This is a genomic window from Streptomyces sp. NPDC056161, from assembly GCF_042268025.1.
Classification (GTDB): domain Bacteria; phylum Actinomycetota; class Actinomycetes; order Streptomycetales; family Streptomycetaceae; genus Streptomyces.
Genome location: NZ_JBHJUV010000052.1, coordinates 1 through 20,060 on the forward strand (window position 1 = coordinate 1; position 20,060 = coordinate 20,060).

Here is a 20,060-nt window from a genome sequence, read left to right on the forward strand (position 1 = left end):
CTGAGAGCTGAACACACAATTGAAGAGTGTGCTTGTTCGCTCGAAACCATTAGGGTTTCGGTGGTTATAGCGTGAGGGAAACGCCCGGTTACATTTCGAACCCGGAAGCTAAGCCTTACAGCGCCGATGGTACTGCAGGGGGGACCCTGTGGGAGAGTAGGACGCCGCCGAACAATCTTTGGAGGACCCCTGGTCACCAGCGTTCAGCTGGGACCAGGGGTCCTTTTGTTTTTCCCAAGTGCGCCGGATACCCCCGACTGCGCGACAATGACTTGCGGTACCGAAGACAGGAGTCACCGATGTCCACCAACTCTCCCGACGATCGACCGGAGCGCGACCAGCGGCGACGGGACAGTGGTGACCGTGGCGAGCGTGGCGGCTTCCGAAGCGGCCAGCGGCACGGTAACGACCGCGGTGACCGTGGCAGTTATGCGCGTCGGGACGACGACCGCGGCGGTGAGCGGGACCGCGGCTTCCGGCGGGAGGGGAGCCGGCCGCCGTATCGCCGTGATGACCGTGACCAGCGGAGCGAACGGCGTGACGACGACCGCCGTGGCTCCCGCCGTGACGACGACCGTGGGGAGCGCGGAGGGTATCCACGCCGCGACGACCGCGGTGGCTATCGCAGCCGGGACGACAGCGGCCGGGGCTTCCGCCGCGACGATCGTGGTGAGCGGAGCGGTTTCCGGCGCGATGACCGCGGTGAAGGTGGTGGCTTCCGCCGCGAGGACCGTGGCGAGGGTAGTGGTTTCCGCCGCGATGACCGGCGTGACGACCGCGGCGACCGCGGTGGCTTCCGGCGTGACGACAGCCGGGGCGGCTATCGGGGCGATCAGCGCGGTGAGCGCGGTGACCGAGGCGGGTTCCGTGGACGGGACGAGCGTCCCGGTGATCGGCGGGGCGGCGAGCGTTCGGACTTCCGAGCCGGCGACCGCCGGGATGACCGAGGTGAGCGCGGTGGGTTCCGGCGTGACGACCGGCGTGATGACCGTGGTGATCGTGGTGGGTTCCGCCGGGACGACCGTCGCGACGGCGGCCGTAGTGAGGGTGGCGGTTTCCGCCGTGACGACCGCGGCGACCGTGGTGGGTTCCGCCGGGACGACCGGCGTGACGGCGGCCGTGGTGAAGGTGGCGGTTTCCGCCGTGACGACCGCGGCGACCGTGGTGGCTTCCGGCGTGACGATCGCCGGGATGACCGCGGTGAGCGTGGCGACCGCGGTGGTTTCCGCCGGGATGACCGCCGGGATGACCGAGGTGAGCGCGGCGGTTTCCGGCATGACGACCGGCGTGACGACCGGCGTGATGACCGTGGTGATCGTGGTGGGTTCCGCCGGGACGACCGGCGTGACGACCACGGGGACCGTGGTGGCTTCCGCCGGGACGACCGTCGCGACGGCGGCCGTGGTGAGGGTAGTGGATTCCGGCGTGACGACCGGCGTGACGACCGCGGGGACCGTGGTGGGTTCCGCCGGGACGACCGGCGTGACGACCGGGGGCGTGGCCCGCGGCGGGATGATCGTGGTGGGCGTCCCGGTGGTGGTTTCCGTGGGCGGCCGGACGACCGGCGTGGCGGCGGTGGGCGCTTCCGTGAGGAGCGGGAGCGTGAGCGGGACCGGGAGCCGATCAAGCGGCTGCCGATCCCGGAGGACGTCACGGGCGACGAGATCGACAAGGACGTACGGCAGGAGTTGCTGAGCCTGCCCAAGACGCTCGCGGAGGACGTCGCCAAGAACCTGGTGATGGTGGCCCGGCTCCTCGACGAGGACCCGGAGGGCGCGTACGGCTACTCCAAGGTGGCTCTGCGCCTGGCCTCGCGTGTCGCCGCCGTTCGGGAGGCGGCGGGGTTCGCGGCGTACGCCACTCAGAACTACGGTGAGGCACTCGCCGAGTTCCGGGCCGCGCGGCGGATGACGGGGAACACCGATCTGTGGCCCGTGATGGCCGACTGCGAGCGCGGCCTGGGCCGACCGGAGAAGGCGCTCGACATGGCCGGTGCGCCCGAGGTGCACAAGCTCGACAAGGCCGGGCAGGTCGAGATGCGGCTGGTCGCCGCCGGGGCCCGGCGCGACATGGGGCAGTTGGACGCGGCGATCGTGACGTTGCAGAGCCCGGAACTGGCGTCCAACTCCGTACAGCCGTGGACCGCGCGGCTGCGCTACGCCTACGCCGACGCGCTGCTCGCCGTCGGACGCGAGAGCGAGGCCCGCGAGTGGTTCGCCAAGGCCGTCGAGGCCGACCGGGACGGCAGCACGGACGCCTCCGACCGGCTGGCCGAACTGGACGGCGTCGAGTTCGTCGATGCGCTGGGCGACGACGAGGACGAGCAGCGGGAGCAGGACGAGCAGCGGGACGAAGACGAGGAGCGGGACGAAGACGAGGAGCAGGACGAAGACGAGGAGCAGGACGAAGACGAGGAACTGGACGCGGAACAGCAGCGACGGGACGAGGACGACCAGCGGGACGAGGATGCCGGCCAAGCGTCCGAGCAGGTGTCCGGTCAGGCGTCCGAGCAGAGGTCCGAGCAGGGCTGACGTCGCGTGTCGAAGGGGCGGGTCCGGTCCTGGGCCTGCCCCTTCGGGCTCCGGTCAGGTGGCCAGCACCCGCAGCACCAGCCCCGACGCCGGTTTCGGGCCGAACGATGTCGACTTGCGGGGCATGGTCACGCCCTGGCGGGCCAGATCGCGTACCACGTCCTCGTGGACCGGGTGCATCAGGACCGCCGTACCGCCGTCGCGCTCCGCCTTGGCGACGGTGGCCGCCGTGTCGTGGATGTAGGCGATGTGCGCGGGGGAGTCCTCGGGGATGTGCCAGACATGGTCGAGGAGCGTGGAGTGCAGCACCGTCGCGTCCAGGGTGCGCCAGGCGGCGGGGCGGTCGGCGGGGACCGTGCGAGCCAGCAGGCCGGGGTCCGGGCGGTCGACGAGGTGGAAGGCACCGTCGCCGGCCAGCAGAAAGGCGTTGCCGGTGTCCGCCGCCTCGGCCAGCGCCGCGAGGGCGTCCGAAAGCGGCGTCGACAGGTGCCGTACCCGGAAGAGGCCGTCCAGGGCCGTCAGCGCGTCCGCGACCGGCAGGCGGTGCAGCAGCCGGTGGATGGCGCGGACGCGCAGCGGATAGCGGGCCGTGTCCACCAGGAGGACCAGACCGTGGTCCCAGGGGCTGGGGGAAGGGTGCTCCGCGCGTAGACACAGATAGGTCGCCCAGCGGTGGTGGCCGTCGGCGATCAGGGCCTGGTGGTGGGCGAGATCGGTTTGGACGCGCGCCACGTCGTCCGGGTCGGTGACCGCCCAGAGCAGGTGACGGAAGCCGTCCTCGGTGGTCGCGGCGAGCAGCGGGGCTTCCTCGGCCGTGCGTTCGATGACGTCGGCCGCCGCGCCGTTGCCGTGGTAGGTCAGCAGCAGCGGTTCGAGGTTGGCGGAGGTGGCGCGCATCAGGGCGGCGCGGTCCGCGACGATGGGCGGCATGACCTCCTCGTGCGGCAGCACGATCCCCTCGGAGGGGTCCGAGACCCGCAGGGCGCCGATGATGCCGCGCTGGAGCATGCCGTCGCCGTCGCGCTGTTCGTAGACGTACAGGCATGGTTCGGGGTCCTCGGCCAGCACGCCCTCGGCCAGCCAGCGGTGCAGGGTCTCGGCCGCCTGTTTGTTGCTTTCGGTGGGCGTGTCGGCCTGCGGAAGAATCAGCCGAACGATGTTGTACGGATCGGCCGACTGGAGGTGTCGCACACCATCCGGACGGACCACTACGTCGTACGGCGGGGACGTCACGGCGGACAGACTTCCGACCCGTTCGGGGGCGTAGCGCAGGCCGCGGAACGGGGTGAGTTCCAGGCCGCGGCGCGTCTTTGCTCCCGGGTGACCTGCAGTGTTCATTTCGGCATCGTACGTGTGTCAGTGGCATGCGGGATGATCGGAGGAAACGGCGTGACAAGGAGCGATGCGGAATGAGCCAGGGCGTCAGGACCAGGCCCGAGGGCAGTGGACGGCTCCTGAGCGAGGCGTACGACACGGCGCTGCTCGACCTGGACGGGGTGGTGTACGCGGGTGGGAACGCCATCGTGCACGCGGTCGAGTCGCTGGCGGCGGCCCGCACCGACGGCATGCGGCTGGCGTACGTCACCAACAACGCGCTGCGGACACCGGACTCCGTCGCCGCGCACCTGACCGAGCTGGGGATCCCGACGCGGGCCGCGGAGGTCATCACCTCCGCGCAGGCGGTCGCGCGGCTGATCGGCGAGCAGGTGCCGCCGGGTGCGCGGGTGCTGGTGGTCGGCGGTGAGGGGCTGCGGGTGGCGCTGCGCGAGCGCGGGCTGCGGCCGGTGGAGTCGGCGGACGACGATCCGGCCGCGGTCGCGCAGGGGTACGGCGGCCCGGATCTGGCCTGGGGCCGTTTCGCGGAGGCGTGCTACGCCATCGCGCGCGGGGTGCCGTGGTTCGCCTCCAACACCGATCTGACGATTCCGAGCGGCCGGGGGATCGCCCCGGGCAACGGCGCGGCGGTGGAGGTGGTGCGGATCGCGACGGGGGCCGAGCCGCAGGTGGCGGGAAAGCCGCTGCCGCCCATGCACCGGGAGACGATCCTGCGGACCGCCGCCGTGCGTCCGCTGGTCGTCGGCGACCGCCTGGACACGGACATCGAGGGCGCCTTCAACGGCGGCGTCGACTCGTTGCTCGTACTGACGGGCGTCACCGACGCGGCCGGGCTGCTCGCCGCGCCGCCCCGGCACCGGCCCACCTATGTGGACGCCGACCTGCGGGGCCTGCTCACCGGACAGCCGGAGGTCGGCAGGGACGGTGCGGGCTTCCGCTGCGCGGGCTGGACGGCGACGGCTGCCGACGGCCGGCTGGAGCTGGCGGGCGACGGCGAGGCCCTGGACGGGCTGCGTGCGCTGTGCGCGGCGGCCTGGACGGCGGCCGGGGAGGGTTCCTGCGAGCTGGACGGGGGAAAGGCGCTGGCGCGGCTCGGACTCTGAGCGACGAAGCACGGACGCGGCATCGATCGATGATGGCAGGGTAGGCTAACCTAACCTCCGTGTTGGTCGACAGTCCTCCCGAACAGCGCGTGGAGCACGCCTGTGCCGCGCCCTCAACCCGCCGTGCGGTGCGGAGTCTTGGACTCCTCGTCGCCCTCGCGATCCTGCTGCTGGTCGTCCTGGTGAGCATCGCGGTCGGGGCGAAAGAGCTGTCCCTGGCGCAGGTCTGGCACGGGTTGTTCCACGACTCGGGCACGTACGGCGACGTCGTCGTCGACGAGCGGCTGTCGCGCACCGTCCTCGGGCTGCTCGTCGGCGCCGCGCTCGGTCTCTCCGGAGCCGTGCTGCAAGCGCTCACCCGCAACCCGCTGGCCGACCCCGGCCTGCTCGGCATCAACGCGGGCGCCTCGGCCGCGGTCGTCACGGCGATCTCCTTCTTCGGCGTCGGCAGCCTGAGCGGCTATGTGTGGTTCGCGTTCGCCGGTGCCGCCGCCGTCGGCGCGCTGGTCTGGTTCCTCGGCGGCAGCCGGGGCGCCACACCGGTGCGGCTCGCGCTCGCCGGTACGGCGATCAGCGCCGCGCTGTACGGCTATCTCCAGGCCGTGATGATCACGGATGGCGCGGCGCTGGACAAGATGCGCTTCTGGACGGTGGGTTCGCTGGCCTCGGCCACCTCCTCGACCATCGTGCAGGTGCTGCCGTTCCTCGCGGTCGGCATGGTGCTCGCGCTGCTGCTCGCCCGGCCGCTGAACGCCATGACGATGGGCGACGACACCGCTCGGGCCCTCGGCGCCGACCTCAACCGCACCCGCGCGCTGGCCATGCTCGCGGCGACCGTACTGTGCGGCGCCGCGACCGCGGCCTGCGGGCCCATCGTGTTCGTCGGCCTGATGGTGCCGCACGTCGTACGCTCCTTCACCGGCCCCGACCTGCGCTGGATCCTGCCGTACGCGGCCGTCCTGTCGCCCGTGCTGCTGCTCGGCTCCGACATCCTCGGGCGGGTCGTCGCGCGCCCCTCGGAACTCCAGGTCGGCATCGTCACCGCGATCATCGGCGGCCCGGTCTTCATCTATCTCGTACGACGGCGGAGGACTGCGCAGCTGTGAACACCCGTCCCATGAGCCGCACGAGCCGCCCCAGCCGCACGAGCCGCCCCAACCGCACGAGCCGCTCCGGCCTCGTCGTGCGCACCCCCGGCGGGCTCTCGGTGCGGCTGGACCCGCGGGCCCTGACCGTCGTCGTCGTGCTGCTCGTCGCCGCCGGCGTGGCGAGCGTGCTGCTGATCGGCACCGGCGACGCCGAGATCCCGCCCGCCGACGTGCTGAAGACCCTGGCCGGGAACGGCACCGCGTTCCAGGAGTTCATCGTCGACGAGCTGCGGCTGCCGCGCGTTCTGGTCGGGCTGCTCGTCGGCGCCTCGCTCGGCCTCGGCGGCGCCCTGTTCCAGTCCGTGTCGCGCAACCCGCTGGGCAGCCCGGACGTGCTGGGCCTCAGCCAGGGCTCCACGGCGGGCGCGCTCGTCGTGATCGTGCTGATGTCCGGGTCCGCCACCGCGGTCACCCTCGGGGCGCTCGTCGGTGGCCTGCTGACCGGAGTCGCCATCTATCTGCTCGCCTGGAAACGGGGCGTGCACGGATACCGGCTGGTCCTGGTCGGAATCGGCGTCTCCGCGATCGTCACCGCCGTCAACGGCTATCTGCTCACCAAGGCCGACCTGGTCGACGCCACCCGAGCGGTGGTGTGGATGACGGGGTCCCTCAACGGCCGTGACTGGACCCAGGTCTGGCCGCTGCTCGGGATGTGCGCCGTCCTCGTACCGCTCGTCCTCGCCGGCTCGCGGGGCCTGAGGATGATGGAGATGGGCGACGACGTCGCGTACGCCCTCGGGGTGCGCGTCGAACGGCTACGGATGCTGCTGCTGGTCGCGGCCGTGCTGCTGACCGCGGGCGCGACCGCCGCCGCGGGACCCGTCAGCTTCGTGGCGCTCACCGCGCCCCAACTCGCCCGGCGCCTGACCCTCCCCCGCCGCCTCAAGGGCGCGGGAAGCCGCCCCATGCCGGGCCCCAACCTGGTGCCCTCGCTGTGCATGGGCGCCACCCTGCTGGTCGCCGCCGACTGGGTCTCGCAGCGTCTGTTCGGGGCCGACCAACTGCCCGTCGGGGTGGTCACCGGCGTCCTCGGCGGTGTGTATCTGCTGTGGCTGCTGGTCGCCGAGCGCAGGGCGGGCCGGATATGAGCGGCGTTCGGCGCACCAGCGGCGCACCGCACAAGTACACCCGAAGGAGCACCGTGAACCGCCTCTCCGCCGAGAACGTCACCCTCGCCTACGACCAGCGCGTCATCGCCGAACACCTGTCGGTGGAGATCCCCGACAACTCGTTCACGGTGATCGTCGGCCCGAACGCGTGCGGCAAGTCGACCCTGCTGCGGGCGCTGTCGCGGATGCTGCGGCCGACCGCCGGCCGGGTGCTCCTGGACGGGCAGGTCATCCAGTCGATGCCCGCCAAGCAGGTCGCGCGGACGCTGGGCCTGCTGCCCCAGTCGTCCATCGCGCCCGACGGGATCACCGTGGGCGACCTGGTGGGCCGCGGCCGGTATCCGCACCAGGGGATCCTGCGGCAGTGGTCGGCCGAGGACGAGCGGGTGGTGCAGGAGTCCATGGCCCAGACCGGCGTCGCCGAACTCGCCGACCGCTATGTCGACGAACTGTCCGGCGGCCAGCGCCAGCGCGTGTGGATCGCCATGGCCCTCGCGCAGCAGACCCCCCTGCTGCTGCTCGACGAACCCACCACCTACCTCGACATCCAGCACCAGATCGACGTCCTCGACCTGTGCGCCGAACTGCACGAGCAGCAGGGCCGCACCCTGGTCGCGGTCCTGCACGACCTCAACCACGCCGCCCGGTACGCCACCCATCTCATCGCCCTGCGCTCCGGCCGGGTCGTCGCCGAGGGCCCGCCGAACGACGTGGTCACCGCCGAACTGGTCGAGGAGGTCTTCGGGCTGCGCTGCCAGGTGATCGACGACCCGGAGACGGGCACCCCGCTGGTGGTGCCGGCGGCCCGCAGGGCACGCGAGCGCGTCCCGGCCGGAGATGCGTCCTAGACGTCCCAGGTGTGCTGTCCGGCGAGGTGTCCGGGCGGCGGAAGGCCGACGGGGCGGCGTCCTGGCCAGGCCCCTAGAGGAGTTTCCGCAGCCGGAACAGGTCGAGCAGGGCGGCCTCCAGTTTCACCCGGCCCGAACCCCATGCCTTGGCGAAGTTCAGTCCGCCGTCGACCAGGGCCACCAGGTCGTCACCGGTCATGGCGAGCCCGATCTGCGCCTTCGTGGCCGGCGGCCCCTGGTGGGTGTCGTCGATCTCGATCCGGCCGCCGGTCATCCGCCCGGCGAAGGTGACGTCCAGGTCGGTGATGTGACAGCTCACCGAGCGGTCCAGGGCGGCGGCGGCGCGGACGTCGCCCTCGGCCGCCTGCATATTGTCCGAAAGCTTTTCGAGTGCGACGCGGCACTCCTCGATCGTGGCCATCGCGACCGACGGTACCGCAGGGCTTCGGGGTAGCGTCTGGGCATGAACGACTCTGCGCCCGAGACCGGGGCCCGGCCGGACGAGACGGTTCCGCAGCGGCAGCCGCAGTCGCAGTCCGTGGCCGAAACGCCGTACGCGCGCCCCGATGAGCACCGGGAGGGCGAGGACGGCGGTGGCGGCGGTGGCGGCGGTGGCGGCGCGGCCGGGACCGACGCCGGCCCATGCCTCGACCGGGACCCCGAGCCGGGCGCGCCGGCCGCGCTGGGCGTGCCGCGCACCCCCACCGGCAACGCCGAGGTCGACGGCCGGCTGGAGCGGCTGGCCGACGCCGACCACCTCACCACGGACGGACACGTCGAGGTGTACGAGGATGTACACGGCGGGCTGCGTGACGCGCTCACCGCGCTCGACGCCCGCCCGGGTCCGCAGGCTCCCGCCGACCACCCGAACGCCTCGGCGCAACGAGGCCCCGCGGGCCGTCCGTTCCGTCCGCCGTACGAAGTCAGGAGCTGAACCGAACGTGGCAGGAGTCGCACGCCGCCGTCTCGACGCGGAGCTGGTCCGCCGGAAGCTCGCGCGCTCGCGTGAGCACGCGGGCCAGTTGATCGCCGCCGGGCGGGTGTCCGTCGGCAAGACCGTCGCGACCAAGCCCGCCACCCAGGTGGAGACCGCCGTCGCGATCGTCGTGGCCGCCGACGACGGTGACCCGGAGTACGTCTCCCGGGGCGGTCACAAACTCGCCGGGGCGTTGGCCGCCTTCGTACCGCGCGGGCTCGCCGTCGAGGGCCGGCGGGCACTGGACGCGGGCGCGTCCACCGGCGGTTTCACCGACGTCCTGCTGCGCGCGGGCGCCGCGCACGTCGTCGCCGTCGACGTCGGATACGGACAACTCGCCTGGTCGCTGCGGAGCGACGCACGCGTCACCGTCAAGGACCGCACGAACGTACGGGAGTTGACGCTCGACGCGATCGGCGGACAGCCGGTGGACCTGGTCGTGGGAGATCTGTCCTTCATCTCGATCGGGCTGGTGCTGCCCGCCCTGAAGCGGTGCGTGACGCCGGACGCCGACCTGGTCATGATGGTCAAGCCGCAGTTCGAGGTGGGCAAGGAACGGCTGGGCAGCGGGGGCGTCGTGCGCAGCCCGCAGCTGCGGGCCGAGGCCGTGCGGGGCGTGGCCCGGCAGGCGTGGGAGCTGGGACTCGGGGCCTGCGGGGTCACCGCGAGTCCGCTGCCGGGGCCGGCCGGCAATGTCGAGTACTTTCTCTGGCTGCGGTCCGGGGCACCGGAACTGGACCCGGCCGACGTTGACCGTGCAGTGGCGGAGGGGCCGCGTTGACACAGAACCACGCTCGTACTGTTTTCCTGCTCGCCCACACCGGGCGGCCCGCGGCGATCCGCAGCGCCGAGCTGGTGGTCAAGGGACTGCTGCGGTCCGGCATCGGTGTGCGCGTCCTGGAGCAGGAGGCGATCGACCTGCCGCTGCCGGCGGAGGTGGGGCTGGTCAAGGAGGCGACCCCGCAGTGCCTCGACGGCTGTGAGCTGCTGATCGTCCTGGGCGGTGACGGCACGCTGCTGCGCGGTGCCGAGTTCGCGCGGGCCTCCGGGGTGCCGATGCTCGGCGTCAACCTCGGGAGCGTCGGCTTCCTCGCGGAGGCCGAGCGTGACGACCTCGACAAGGTCGTCGACCGGGTCGTGAGCAAGGCGTACGAGGTCGAGGAGCGGATGACCGTCGACGTCGTCGTGCTCCGCAACGGGGACGTCGTGCACACGGACTGGGCGCTGAACGAGGCCGCCGTGCAGAAGGTGTCGGCCGAGAAGCTGCTGGAGGTCGTGCTGGAGATCGACGGGCGGCCGGTGACGGGCTTCGGGTGCGACGGGATCGTGCTGTCGACGCCGACCGGGTCGACCGCGTACGCCTTCTCGGCGGGCGGGCCCGTGGTGTGGCCGGAGGTGGAGGCCCTGTTGATGGTGCCGATCTCCGCGCACGCGCTGTTCGCGAAGCCGTTGGTGACCTCGCCGGACTCGGTGCTCGCGGTGGAGGTCCTGCCGCACATCCAGCCCGGGGTGCTCTGGTGCGACGGGCGGCGGACCATCGAGCTGCCGCCCGGGGCGCGGGTCGAGGTCCGCCGGGGCGCCGTGCCGGTACGGCTGGCACGGCTGCACCACGCCTCGTTCACCGACCGGCTGGTGGCGAAGTTCGCGCTGCCGGTCTCCGGATGGCGGGGGGCGCCGCACTAGGCGCCCCGCCTGTGGAAATGCCGCCGATGTGCGGTGGTGCGCGTCCGCGGCGCCGTCGTGGCTGGTCGCTCCCCCCCAGGTTCTCGGCTTGGCTCGAACAGGGGGACTCCCGCTTGCCCTCGCCCCTCCAGACGCGGCCCGCCCGCGGTGCACGGCACTCACCCGGGTGACAGCCGACCGCGATGCACGGTCGTCACCTGCACCTTCACACGATGGGGGCGGGGGCCGTCGCGCTTCTCCGCCCGGACCTCGTATGGTCGTGTCCGTGTTGGAGGAGATGCGGATACGGTCGCTCGGAGTCATCGACGACGCTGTCGTCGAGCTGTCGCCCGGTTTCACCGCCGTGACCGGTGAGACGGGCGCCGGCAAGACCATGGTGGTCACGAGCCTGGGGCTGCTGCTGGGCGGGCGCGCGGATCCGGCGCTGGTACGGATCGGGGCCGAGAAGGCCGTCGTCGAGGGGCGGGTGACCGTCGCCTCGGACGCGTCCGCCGCCGTACGCGCCGAGGAGGCCGGAGCGGAACTGGACGACGGGGCGCTGCTCATCAGCCGTACCGTTTCCGCCGAGGGGCGCTCGCGAGCGCATCTCGGCGGACGCAGCGTGCCCGTCGGCGTGCTGGCCGAACTGGCCGACGAACTGGTGGCGGTGCACGGGCAGACCGACCAGCAGGGCCTGCTGAAACTGTCCCGGCAGCGGGAGGCGCTGGACCGGTACGCGGGTGCGGCGGTCGCCGGACCGCTCGCCAAGTACGCGGGGGCCTACCGGCGGTTGCGGACGGTCGCGGCCGAACTGGAGGAGATCGTCACGCGCGCGCGTGAACGCGCCCAGGAAGCCGGCATGCTGCGCTTCGGGCTCGACGAGATCGCCGGTGTCGAACCGCGGTCCGGCGAGGACGTGGAACTCGCGGAGGAGGCGGAGCGGCTCGGGCACGCCGAGGCGCTGTCCTCGGCCGCAACCGCCGCGCACGCCGCCCTCGCGGGCAATCCCGAGGACCCCGAGGGCATCGACGCGGCGACCCTGGTCGCGGGCGCGCACCGCGCCCTGGAAGCCGTCCGCTCCCACGACTCGGCGCTCGCCTCGCTGGCCGACCGGATCGGCGAGGTCGGGATCCTGCTGGGCGACGTGGCGGGAGAGCTGGCCGGATACGCGGACGATCTGGACGCCGATCCGCTGCGCCTGGCGGCCGTGGAGGAGCGCAGGGCAGCGCTGGGCGCCCTCACCCGCAAGTACGGCGAGTACGGTCAGAAGATCGACTCCGTGCTCGCCTGGGCCGAGCAGGGCGCCGCACGGCTGACCGAGCTCGACGGCGACGACGAGCGGATCGACGAACTGACCGCCGAACGGGACGCGCTGCGCGGTGAGCTGGGCGCGCTCGCCCAGGCGCTGACGGACGCGCGCACCCAGGCCGCGGAACGGTTCGCCGCGGCGGTCACCGCCGAACTGGCCTCGCTCGCCATGCCGCACGCGCGCGTGTCCTTCGCCATCCGGCAGACCGAGGACCCCGAGGGCGTCGAGGTCGGCGGGCGTCCGGTCGCCTACGGGCCGTCGGGCGCGGACGAGGTGGAACTGCTGCTCGCCCCGCACCCGGGCGCGCCGCCCCGGCCCATCGCCAAGGGGGCGTCCGGCGGTGAGCTGTCGCGCGTGATGCTCGCCGTGGAGGTCGTCTTCGCCGGCACGGATCCCGTACCGACGTACCTCTTCGACGAGGTCGACGCCGGTGTCGGCGGGAAGGCCGCGGTGGAGATCGGGCGGCGGCTGGCCCGGCTCGCCAAGACCGCGCAGGTCGTCGTCGTCACCCACCTGCCGCAGGTGGCCGCCTTCGCCGACCGGCAGTTGCTCGTCGAGAAGACCAACGACGGATCGGTGACCCGGTCCGGGGTGAAGGTGCTGGAGGGTGAGGACCGCGTCCGGGAGCTGTCCCGGATGCTGGCCGGCCAGGAGAACTCCGAGACGGCCCGCGCGCACGCGGAGGAACTGCTGGCCACGGCACGGGCCGACGGCTAGTGGCGGGTGGGGCTGTGCGAGGCGTACTGCGAGGCGTACCGCTGGTCGCCCGGGGCCGCGGCGGGTCCTTCGCCGTCCGTGCCGCCCGTGCCGCCGCGCTCACCCGCGCCGTGGGTGCCGCCTTGCGCGCGACGGCGCCGGGCGGCCGGGAGCGCTGGGAGCGCACCAACTACGCCGGGCGCACCGTCGGGTGGTATCCGGGGCCCGGCTGCGCGCTGGCGGCCGCGGTGGGAGCGGCCCGCGTCCATCCCGCGGCCGGACTCGCCGTGCTCGCCGCCGGGGCCTGCGGTGCCTACGACGACCTCGCCGGGGCCGGTGACCCCCGAAGCGGTTTCCGGGCGCATCTGACCGCTCTGCGGGACGGCGAAGTCACCAGCGGCGCGGTCAAGTTGTTCGGGATCTCCGCGGCCGGGCTGGTCGCCGGTGCGGCACTGCGGGAACGGTTCCTCGACCGGCTGCTCGCCGGGGTGGTGATCGCGGGCACCGCGCACTTCGTCAACCTCGTCGACGTACGGCCGGGCCGGGCCGCCTGCGCGGTGCTCGCCCTCGGGGCGCCGGGACTGCTGTGCGCGGGAGCCGGCACGGAGTCGGCCGCGGCGGCGACGGGAGCCGCGGCGGCCGTGCTCCCCGACGACCTGGGCGAGCGGACGATGATCGGGGACACCGGGGCGCACGCGCTCGGCGCGGCCCTGGGCGTGGCGATCGCCGCCCGGTACGGTCGCGTGGGCCTGGCGGCGCACGCCGCCGCCGTGGTGGTGGCGGCCCGTTACGGGGACCGGGTCACCGCCTGGGCGCGTGCCGCGGGCGGGGGCGGGCGCTGAGCCGGTGGCCGGTGCCGGCCGGGCGCTGTGGGTGCGGGGCCGGCCGGTGCGGCCGGGGTCGGCGGGTCCGGGCCGGCGAGGTCGGGCGGTGAGCGCCGCCGCGGTCAGAGCCAGGCGGTCGCCAGCCAGGCGGCCACGGCCGACAGCGCCAGGAAGACGACGTTGATGACGATCACCTGCGCCTCGCCGCGGGAGAGGTGCAGCGCCATGCCGCCGATCTGCACCAGGGCGAGGCCGACCGCCGCGGCGACGGCGAGCACGACCGCGATGCCGGTGAGGGGCGGCAACAGGAGGCCGAGCGCGCCGAGGATCTCCAGCGCCCCCAGGACCCGCACGCAGGGCATGGGTATCTGGTCGACCCAGCCCATCATGGGCCGTAGCCGTTCCTGGCTCTCAAGGAGCTTCTTGCCTCCCGCGAAGCCGTAGAACAGGGCCAGGAGCGCGGCGACGATCCAGTACGCGACGTGCATGGCGGGACCTTCCTGGGACGACGGATCGTGGGTCGCCCCATCATGAGCGACTGTCAGGGGTTCTTCGAACAGAACGCCGGGATCCGGCCGGACGAAGCCGCATCCGACACCCGGAGGCTGCCGCTGCCCAGCGGCACGGCGGACGCCGCGCCCGTCCCCGGCGCGTGATCCGCGGCGGCGCCGCTGCGGGGGCCGCGAGCCGGCCCGCCGGCCCTGCCCGGCCGTGCCACCCGGAAGGCCGTACGTGTGTTCGTCCGGCGCTCGGGATCCTCACTCGTGTGGGTGACGCGCTCTGGAGCATTGCCCCGTCCCGTCGAGTTCCGCGCCTCCCCGCGGCGCCCGCAACACCCGTATCTGCTGGCATCCTTGGCAGGGAACGCGGTGCGCGGGGCAGGCGCGCGGTGCTCCCCCTCCACCCGATACCTTCTGTACGTATCTTCGTGCCCTTCCCACGCCGAACCAGGAGTCCCGGACGCGTGAGCCCCGCGAGCAGCACCGCACCGCACGGACAGTCGCCGCTGCGCACCGTGCAGGTGCTGGGCGGGGGCGATGCCGGCAGCAGCGCGCATGTGCGGTCGCTGGCCGCGGGTCTCGTCGCGCGCGGTGTGCGGGTCACGGTGTGCGCCCCCGCGCAGGCCGACGACCGCTACGACTTCACCGGCGTCGGCGCCGACCACGTCCACGTCCCGCGCAGCAGCGCCCCGGCGTCCGTCGCCGCGTTGCGCGCGGCCTGCGCCGACGCCGACCTGGTGCACGCGCACGGGCTGCACGCCTCCTTCCGCACGGTGCTGGCGCTCAGCGGACGCCGTACCCCGTTCCTCGTCACCTGGCACGACCGCGCGCAGGCCGAAGGCGCCCGCGGCCATCTGCTCCGGCTGCTGGAGCGCCGGGTCGCCAAGGCCGCCGCCGTGGTCCTCGGCACCTCCTCCGACCTGGTGGACCAGGCCCGCGGGGCCGGCGCCCGGGACGCCCGGCTCGCCGGTGTCTCCCTGCCCCGCCCGCGTCGCACCGCGGCACCCGACGACCCCGACCCGCTGCGTTCCAAGGCGCGGGCCGAACTCGGCGCCATCGGCCGCCCGTTGCTGGTGGCCATCGGCTCCCTCGACCGGTACCGCGGGTACGAAGTCCTGCTGGACGCGGCGCGCGCCTGGCGGAATCTCGACCCCGTACCCCTGCTCGTCGTCGCGGGCGAGGGCCCGCTGCGCGCCGAGCTGACGCGCCGGATCGAGGACGAGGAACTGCCGGTACGGCTCCTCGGCCGCTGCGAGGACCCCGACGGGCTGCTCGCCGCCGCCGACCTCGCGCTGCTGTGCAGCAGCTGGGAGTCCCGCTCCGTGCTCGCCCAGGAGGCCCTGCACGCGCGCGTACCGCTCGTCGCGACCGCCGTCGGCGGCATCCCCGACCTGGTCGGCGAGGCCGCCGAACTCGTCCCGTACGGCGACGCGGACGCGCTCGCCGCCACTGTCGTACGGCTGCTCGGCGATGCCGGGCGCCGCGAGCAGCTGGCCGAGCGGGGGGCGCGGCAGGCCGCCGGCTGGCCCACCGAGGACGAGACGGTCGCCCAGGTCCTCAGCGTCTACGACGAGTTGACCCAGCCCGGCCCGATGGTCTGAGCGCCGTCAGGACACGTGCCGGCGGGCGCGCAGGGCCAGGCTCAGCGCCAGTACGGTCTGCGGGTCGTCGAGGTCGGTGCCCAGCAGCTCCCCGATGCGGGCGAGGCGGTTGTAGAGGGTCTGCCGGTTGAGGTGCAGCTCACGGGCGGTCTCGGCCTTGCGGCCCGCATGCGCCAGATAGGTCTCCAGCGTCGGCAGCAGCGGCGGCTTGGCCCGGCTGTCGTGCTCGCGCACCGGGCCGATCGCCCGGTCCACGAAGGCCGCGAGGTCCGGGTGGTCGCGCAGCCGCCACAGGAGGAGGTCGATGTCCAGCCGACGGGCGTCGTACCACGGACGGTCCGCGAGGCCCTGGGCCGCCGCCGCGGTCTCCGCGGCGTGCCGCAGCCCGTCCGACGCGGACGCCCAGCCCCCGGCCGCCCCGACCACCACCACGGGCGGCCGGTCTCCGGGCCGGTGCATCCCGGCCCGTTCCACCCCGGCCCGCAGCGCCGCCGCGACCCGGTCCGCGACCGCCGGCCGCTCCGCCGCCGAACGCAGCCCCAGCAGCAGCGGGACGCGGCCCTCGACCGGCCGCACGCCCAGCAGCACCGGCATGCCCAGCGAGGCCAGCTCCTCCGCGACGGCACGTGCCAGGACGGCCCAGCCACCGCCGCTCTCCACGCCGCCGGAGCGGGCGCTGCCGCCGCCCGGCGCGAGGGTGCCGGCCGGCCGCATCACCACCGGCAGCAGCGGGCTGTGGCCCGGTTTGAAGCCCAGCACCCGGGCCTGTGCGGGCGCGTCCTCGGCGCTGACGCGGCCCTCGGCGAGGTCGGTGAGGAAGTCGCCGCGGCCGCGCGCCGCCAGCTCCTCCTCCTGACGGGCCTGCATCAGCACGACCGCCAGGACGGCCGCGGCCCGCTCGGCGGCCATCCGGTGCACGGGCGCCAGCGGCGAGCGGACCGGGAGCAGCACGAGCCGGGCCCGTACCGAGCCCGGGCCCGGCCCGCTGCCCGGCACGTCCACCAGCACCGAACCGGCGGGCGGCGGGACGTCCTTGTGCTGACCGCGCAGTCCCTCCCACACCTGGAGCGGGTCCGCGCCCTCGGGTCCGGCCCCGGCCGCGTACAGGAGCCGGCCGTCCGGGGTCTCCAGGAAGACCGGATTCCCGCTGAAGCCGGCCAGGATCTCCAGCACCCGCGGCACTCCGCCACCGCCCAGCAGCGCCTGGGTGCAGCGCCGGTGCACTTCCTCGGCCCGCTGGAGCAGCGCGTAGTGGCCGTTGACGATCTCGGTGTGGATCTCCTCGGTGACCGTCACGAACGGCACCTCGCGGTGCAGCTGGACCAGTGGCAGCCCGGCGCCGCGGGCGCTGTCCACCACCGCCGTGGGCAGCCGGTCGAAGCGCGGGCCCAGTTCCACCACCAGGGCGGCGATGCCGCGGTCGGCGAGGGTGCGGACGAACGCCCGCTGCTCGGCGGGCCGGGTGCCCAGGCCGTATCCGGTGGTCAGCAGCAGTTCGCCGCCCTTGAGCAGGGAGGCGATGTTGGGCACCTCGCCCGCGTGCACCCAGCGGACCGTGCGCCCCAGTCCCTCGGCGCCGGCCAGGATCTCCGGGAGTCCGCCGCGCAGCCCGGGGAGTTCGAGCGCCCGCCGAACGGTGATCCCGGCGCCCTCGGTGTCGAAGGCGTTGCCCGTCGTGTTGTCCGTACGGCTGTCCATGGAGCGGACGCTACCTGCGCGGACGCCTCCGGGGCATCTCCTCGGCGGACGGGCTCGATCGCCGCCGCGGTGGCCGGATCCCCGCTCGCCCCGCGTGCCCGCGGCGCGGGCCGATCACCGGCGGGCCGCCGCCCGGGACGGTCCGGGCGACGCGGTGCCGCCGCCGCGCACCGCGATGCGCAGCCGGGGGTCCTGGGCGAGGCGTACGGCGCCCAGCACGTCGTTCTCGTCGGCGCACCGGCGATCACCGTCGGCCCGCGGTCGATCACGGCGCCGATCACGGTGCGGCCGAGGCCGCTCCACGGCTGCCCCCTTGCCGCACCGGGGCCGCGCCCGACCCGCCCCGGGCGGCCCCGGACACCGGGTCGTGCCGCGAGCCGCCCCTCGCCGGCTCAGCCGCCGTACGCCCCCGAGGCCGTCAGGCGCAGGGCCGTGTCGATCAGCGGGACGTGGCTGAAAGCCTGCGGGAAGTTGCCGACCTGCCGCTGGTTGACCGGATCCCACTCCTCGGCCAGCAGACCGAGGTCGTTGCGCAGGGCCAGCAGCTTCTCGAACAGCTTGCGGGCCTCGTCCACCCGTCCGATCATCGCGAGGTCGTCCGCCATCCAGAACGAGCAGGCGAGGAAGGCGCCCTCGTCGCCGGGGAGGCCGTCGACGCCCTCGTGCTCGCCCTCGGTGGGGTAGCGCAGGATGAAGCCGTCCGGAGTGGACAGCTCCCGCTGGATCGCCTCGATGGTGCCGATCACCCGCTTGTCGTCCGGCGGCAGGAAGCCCATCTGCGGGATCAGCAGCAGCGAGGCGTCCAGCTCCTTGGAGCCGTAGGACTGGGTGAAGGTGTTGCGCTCCTTGTCGTAGCCCCTCTCGCACACGTCCCGGTGGATGTCGTCGCGCAGTTCGCGCCACCGCTCCAGCGGGCCGTCCGCGTCCCCGGACTCGATCAGCTTGATGGTGCGGTCCACCGCGACCCAGGCCATCACCTTGGAGTGCACGAAGTGCCGGCGCGGGCCGCGCACCTCCCAGATGCCCTCGTCCGGCTCGTCCCAGTGGTCCTCCAGGTAGCGGATCAGCTTCAACTGGAGCAGCGAGGCGTAGTCGTTGCGGGCCAGGCCGGTCATGTGGGCCAGGTGCAGGGCCTCGGTGACCTCGCCGTACACGTCCAGCTGGAGCTGGTGCGCGGCGCCGTTGCCGACCCGGACCGGGGCGGACTTCTCGTAGCCGGGCAGCCAGTCCAGCTCCGCCTCGCCCAGCTCGCGCTCACCCGCGATGCCGTACATGATCTGGAGGTTCTCCGGGTCGCCCGCCACCGCCCGCAGCAGCCACTCCCGCCAGGCGCGGGCCTCCTCGCGGTAGCCGGTGCGCAGCAGCGAGGACAGGGTGATCGCCGCGTCCCGCAGCCAGGTGTAGCGGTAGTCCCAGTTGCGGACGCCGCCGATGTCCTCCGGCAGGGAGGTCGTGGGCGCGGCGACGATGCCGCCCGTCGGGGCGTAGGTGAGGGCCTTGAGCGTGATCAGGGAGCGGATCACCGGTTCGCGGTACGGCCCGTGGTAGGTGCAGTTCTCGACCCACTCGCGCCAGAACTCCTCGGTCGCCGCCAGCGACTGCTCCGGCTCCGGCAGCGCGGGCGGCTCCCGGTGAGAAGGCTGCCAGGAAATGGTGAAGGCCATGCGGTCGCCGGGGGCGACGGTGAAGTCGGCGTAGGTGGTGAGCGACTTGCCGTAGGTCTCCGCGGTGGTGTCGAACCACACCGAGTCCGGGCCGGCGACCGCGACCGTTCGCCCGTCGTACTTGTGCACCCAGGGCACGACCCGGCCGTAGGAGAAGCGCATCCGCAGGGCGGAGCGCATCGGCACCCGGCCGGTGACGCCTTCGACGATGCGGATCAGCTGCGGGGCGCCGTCACGCGGAGGCATGAAATCCGTCACACGAACGGTGCCGCGCGGGGTGTCCCACTCCGACTCCAGGATCAGCGAGTCGCCGCGGTAGGTGCGCCGGGCCGCCGTGGGCGGCTGCGCGTCGGCCGCGTGGGCCGGACCGAGCCGCCAGAATCCGTGTTCTTCGGTGCCCAGTAGACCGGCGAAGATGGCATGTGAGTCGAAGCGGGGCAGGCACAGCCAGTCGACTGTGCCGTCCCGGCAGACCAGCGCAGCTGTCTGCATGTCTCCGATGAGTGCGTAATCTTCGATGCGCCCGGCCACGTGCAACTCCAGTCGAACGGCCACGTCACCCCACGAAGGGGTTATCGCTCTGTGCGGTCAAGGGGATGGTTGTTATGCGTCGTTGTGCGTCGGGTCGTGAGTCGCGTCATGCTTGTTGAGATTTGAAGCAAAGCAGCCGCTCGGCCCCGAGGCAAAACGACGATCACAACTCGACGGACTGACGAGCACGCGTTGTTCCGGTGGAGACGGGCGGGGGTGTGCCCTGTTTTCCGGCGGGGCTCGGCAGTGAGTGTCCGAGCAGGATACGACGCACGTAGATGATCTGCGTGCCGCTCGGGGCAACCCGCATGAGCCGAACGAGTGACCAATGGGTGAGAACCGGGTAAGCAGTGCGCGCCCGTATCGACGCGTGCGCGGAGCGTGGCCGGAAGCCGACGCCCTCCCGGCGCTGATACCCTGGTAGCCCGTGGACCGGTGGGCGCCCCCGACGGAAACGCGACAAACGCGACAAACTCCGCAGACAACAGGGGTCCCCCGAGAACCGCAGCGACGGCACCCCGGAGA

General features: G+C 73.3%; 18 protein-coding genes, 1 rRNA gene and 1 pseudogene. 14 read left to right on the forward strand and 6 right to left on the reverse strand.

Annotated elements, in window-relative coordinates:
• The first annotated feature begins 56 nt into the window (after nt 1-56).
• The 3 genes and pseudogenes from rrf to ACFC09_RS35325 all read left to right on the forward strand — a co-directional run bounded on the left by rrf (nt 57) and on the right by ACFC09_RS35325 (nt 2,531).
• Nucleotides 57-173 (forward strand): 5S ribosomal RNA (gene rrf, locus ACFC09_RS35315).
• 126 nt (nt 174-299) lie between these two features.
• Nucleotides 300-1,616, forward strand: a pseudogene (locus tag ACFC09_RS35320) (hypothetical protein); the annotation flags it as partial.
• Nucleotides 1,617-1,631: 15 nt separating this feature from the next.
• A complete protein-coding gene (locus ACFC09_RS35325; protein WP_376535312.1) occupies nt 1,632-2,531 on the forward strand; it encodes a hypothetical protein in 900 nt (299 codons plus the stop codon).
• Nucleotides 2,532-2,585: 54 nt separating this feature from the next.
• Here the strand turns inward: ACFC09_RS35325 and ACFC09_RS35330 are convergent, their stop codons facing one another.
• Nucleotides 2,586-3,869, reverse strand: coding sequence for a DUF1015 domain-containing protein (locus ACFC09_RS35330; protein ID WP_376535219.1), 1,284 nt, complete (start codon nt 3,867-3,869; stop codon nt 2,586-2,588).
• Nucleotides 3,870-3,940: 71 nt separating this feature from the next.
• On the opposite strand from ACFC09_RS35330, the gene ACFC09_RS35335 reads away from it, so the two are divergent.
• Genes ACFC09_RS35335 through ACFC09_RS35350 form a run of 4 tightly spaced genes read left to right on the forward strand, consistent with a single transcriptional unit; the run spans nt 3,941 to nt 8,074 of the window.
• Nucleotides 3,941-4,969 carry an HAD hydrolase-like protein gene (locus tag ACFC09_RS35335; RefSeq protein ID WP_376535220.1) on the forward strand — a complete coding sequence of 343 codons (1,029 nt, stop codon included), beginning with the start codon at nt 3,941-3,943 and terminating at the stop codon, nt 4,967-4,969.
• A 59-nt stretch (nt 4,970-5,028) separates the two neighbouring features.
• Nucleotides 5,029-6,075, forward strand: a complete 1,047-nt coding sequence (locus ACFC09_RS35340; RefSeq protein WP_376535222.1) for a FecCD family ABC transporter permease — start codon at nt 5,029-5,031, stop codon at nt 6,073-6,075.
• An 11-nt stretch (nt 6,076-6,086) separates the two neighbouring features.
• Nucleotides 6,087-7,205, forward strand: coding sequence for a FecCD family ABC transporter permease (locus ACFC09_RS35345; RefSeq protein WP_376535224.1), 1,119 nt, complete (start codon nt 6,087-6,089; stop codon nt 7,203-7,205).
• Nucleotides 7,202-8,074, forward strand: coding sequence for an ABC transporter ATP-binding protein (locus ACFC09_RS35350; RefSeq protein WP_376535226.1), 873 nt, complete (start codon nt 7,202-7,204; stop codon nt 8,072-8,074). Before ACFC09_RS35345 ends, ACFC09_RS35350 begins: the two co-directional genes overlap by 4 nt.
• 73 nt (nt 8,075-8,147) lie before the next feature.
• On the opposite strand, the gene ACFC09_RS35355 is transcribed toward ACFC09_RS35350, so the two are convergent.
• On the reverse strand, nt 8,148-8,495 hold the full coding sequence (locus ACFC09_RS35355) for a sterol-binding protein (protein ID WP_376535228.1): 348 nt from the start codon (nt 8,493-8,495) through the stop codon (nt 8,148-8,150).
• A 42-nt stretch (nt 8,496-8,537) separates the two neighbouring features.
• On the opposite strand from ACFC09_RS35355, the gene ACFC09_RS35360 reads away from it, so the two are divergent.
• The 5 genes from ACFC09_RS35360 (at nt 8,538) to ACFC09_RS35380 (ending at nt 13,559) form a co-directional block, all read left to right on the forward strand.
• Nucleotides 8,538-9,008 carry a hypothetical protein gene (locus ACFC09_RS35360; protein WP_376535230.1) on the forward strand — a complete coding sequence of 157 codons (471 nt, stop codon included), beginning with the start codon at nt 8,538-8,540 and terminating at the stop codon, nt 9,006-9,008.
• Nucleotides 9,009-9,015: 7 nt separating this feature from the next.
• The gene (locus ACFC09_RS35365) at nt 9,016-9,831 is read left to right on the forward strand and encodes a TlyA family RNA methyltransferase (protein ID WP_376535232.1); all 816 of its coding nucleotides are present in this window, start codon (nt 9,016-9,018) and stop codon (nt 9,829-9,831) included.
• A complete protein-coding gene (locus ACFC09_RS35370; protein ID WP_376535234.1) occupies nt 9,828-10,733 on the forward strand; it encodes an NAD kinase in 906 nt (301 codons plus the stop codon). The genes ACFC09_RS35365 and ACFC09_RS35370 overlap by 4 nt, the downstream gene beginning before the upstream one ends.
• Before the next feature lie 253 nt (nt 10,734-10,986).
• On the forward strand, nt 10,987-12,738 hold the full coding sequence (recN, locus tag ACFC09_RS35375) for a DNA repair protein RecN (RefSeq protein ID WP_376535236.1): 1,752 nt from the start codon (nt 10,987-10,989) through the stop codon (nt 12,736-12,738).
• 41 nt (nt 12,739-12,779) lie between these two features.
• Nucleotides 12,780-13,559, forward strand: coding sequence for a hypothetical protein (locus tag ACFC09_RS35380; RefSeq protein ID WP_376535314.1), 780 nt, complete (start codon nt 12,780-12,782; stop codon nt 13,557-13,559).
• Between the two features lie 104 nt (nt 13,560-13,663).
• Here ACFC09_RS35380 and ACFC09_RS35385 read toward each other — a convergent pair whose 3' ends face one another.
• Nucleotides 13,664-14,029 (reverse strand): DoxX family protein, encoded by a 366-nt coding sequence (locus tag ACFC09_RS35385; RefSeq protein WP_376535238.1) that lies wholly within the window; start codon nt 14,027-14,029, stop codon nt 13,664-13,666.
• A 42-nt stretch (nt 14,030-14,071) separates the two neighbouring features.
• Between ACFC09_RS35385 and ACFC09_RS35390 the strand changes: the two genes are divergently transcribed.
• The gene (locus tag ACFC09_RS35390; RefSeq protein ID WP_376535240.1) at nt 14,072-14,197 is read left to right on the forward strand and encodes a hypothetical protein; all 126 of its coding nucleotides are present in this window, start codon (nt 14,072-14,074) and stop codon (nt 14,195-14,197) included.
• Between the two features lie 308 nt (nt 14,198-14,505).
• Nucleotides 14,506-15,642 carry a glycosyltransferase family 4 protein gene (locus ACFC09_RS35395; RefSeq protein ID WP_376535242.1) on the forward strand — a complete coding sequence of 379 codons (1,137 nt, stop codon included), beginning with the start codon at nt 14,506-14,508 and terminating at the stop codon, nt 15,640-15,642.
• A gap of 6 nt (nt 15,643-15,648) precedes the next feature.
• On the opposite strand, the gene ACFC09_RS35400 is transcribed toward ACFC09_RS35395, so the two are convergent.
• The 3 genes from ACFC09_RS35400 to ACFC09_RS35410 all read right to left on the reverse strand — a co-directional run bounded on the left by ACFC09_RS35400 (nt 15,649) and on the right by ACFC09_RS35410 (nt 19,559).
• Complete coding sequence (locus ACFC09_RS35400) at nt 15,649-17,340, reverse strand: PucR family transcriptional regulator (protein ID WP_376535244.1); 1,692 nt, start codon at nt 17,338-17,340, stop codon at nt 15,649-15,651.
• Between the two features lie 114 nt (nt 17,341-17,454).
• Nucleotides 17,455-17,643, reverse strand: coding sequence for a hypothetical protein (locus ACFC09_RS35405; RefSeq protein WP_376535246.1), 189 nt, complete (start codon nt 17,641-17,643; stop codon nt 17,455-17,457).
• A gap of 89 nt (nt 17,644-17,732) precedes the next feature.
• Nucleotides 17,733-19,559: a glycoside hydrolase family 15 protein gene (locus ACFC09_RS35410; protein ID WP_376535248.1), complete on the reverse strand. Its 1,827-nt coding sequence runs from the start codon at nt 19,557-19,559 to the stop codon at nt 17,733-17,735.
• Nucleotides 19,560-20,060 lie beyond the last annotated feature (501 nt).

Coding starts and splice junctions, on each gene's coding strand:
- ACFC09_RS35355 (WP_376535228.1), bottom strand. CDS start 8,495: ATGGCCACGATCGAGGAGTGCCGCGTCGCACTCGAAAAGCTTTCGGAC.
- ACFC09_RS35330 (WP_376535219.1), bottom strand. CDS start 3,869: ATGAACACTGCAGGTCACCCGGGAGCAAAGACGCGCCGCGGCCTGGAA.
- recN (WP_376535236.1), top strand. CDS start 10,987: ATGGTCGTGTCCGTGTTGGAGGAGATGCGGATACGGTCGCTCGGAGTC.
- ACFC09_RS35350 (WP_376535226.1), top strand. CDS start 7,202: ATGAGCGGCGTTCGGCGCACCAGCGGCGCACCGCACAAGTACACCCGA.
- ACFC09_RS35360 (WP_376535230.1), top strand. CDS start 8,538: ATGAACGACTCTGCGCCCGAGACCGGGGCCCGGCCGGACGAGACGGTT.
- ACFC09_RS35335 (WP_376535220.1), top strand. CDS start 3,941: ATGAGCCAGGGCGTCAGGACCAGGCCCGAGGGCAGTGGACGGCTCCTG.
- ACFC09_RS35390 (WP_376535240.1), top strand. CDS start 14,072: ATGAGCGACTGTCAGGGGTTCTTCGAACAGAACGCCGGGATCCGGCCG.
- ACFC09_RS35345 (WP_376535224.1), top strand. CDS start 6,087: ATGAGCCGCACGAGCCGCCCCAGCCGCACGAGCCGCCCCAACCGCACG.
- ACFC09_RS35400 (WP_376535244.1), bottom strand. CDS start 17,340: ATGGACAGCCGTACGGACAACACGACGGGCAACGCCTTCGACACCGAG.
- ACFC09_RS35385 (WP_376535238.1), bottom strand. CDS start 14,029: ATGCACGTCGCGTACTGGATCGTCGCCGCGCTCCTGGCCCTGTTCTAC.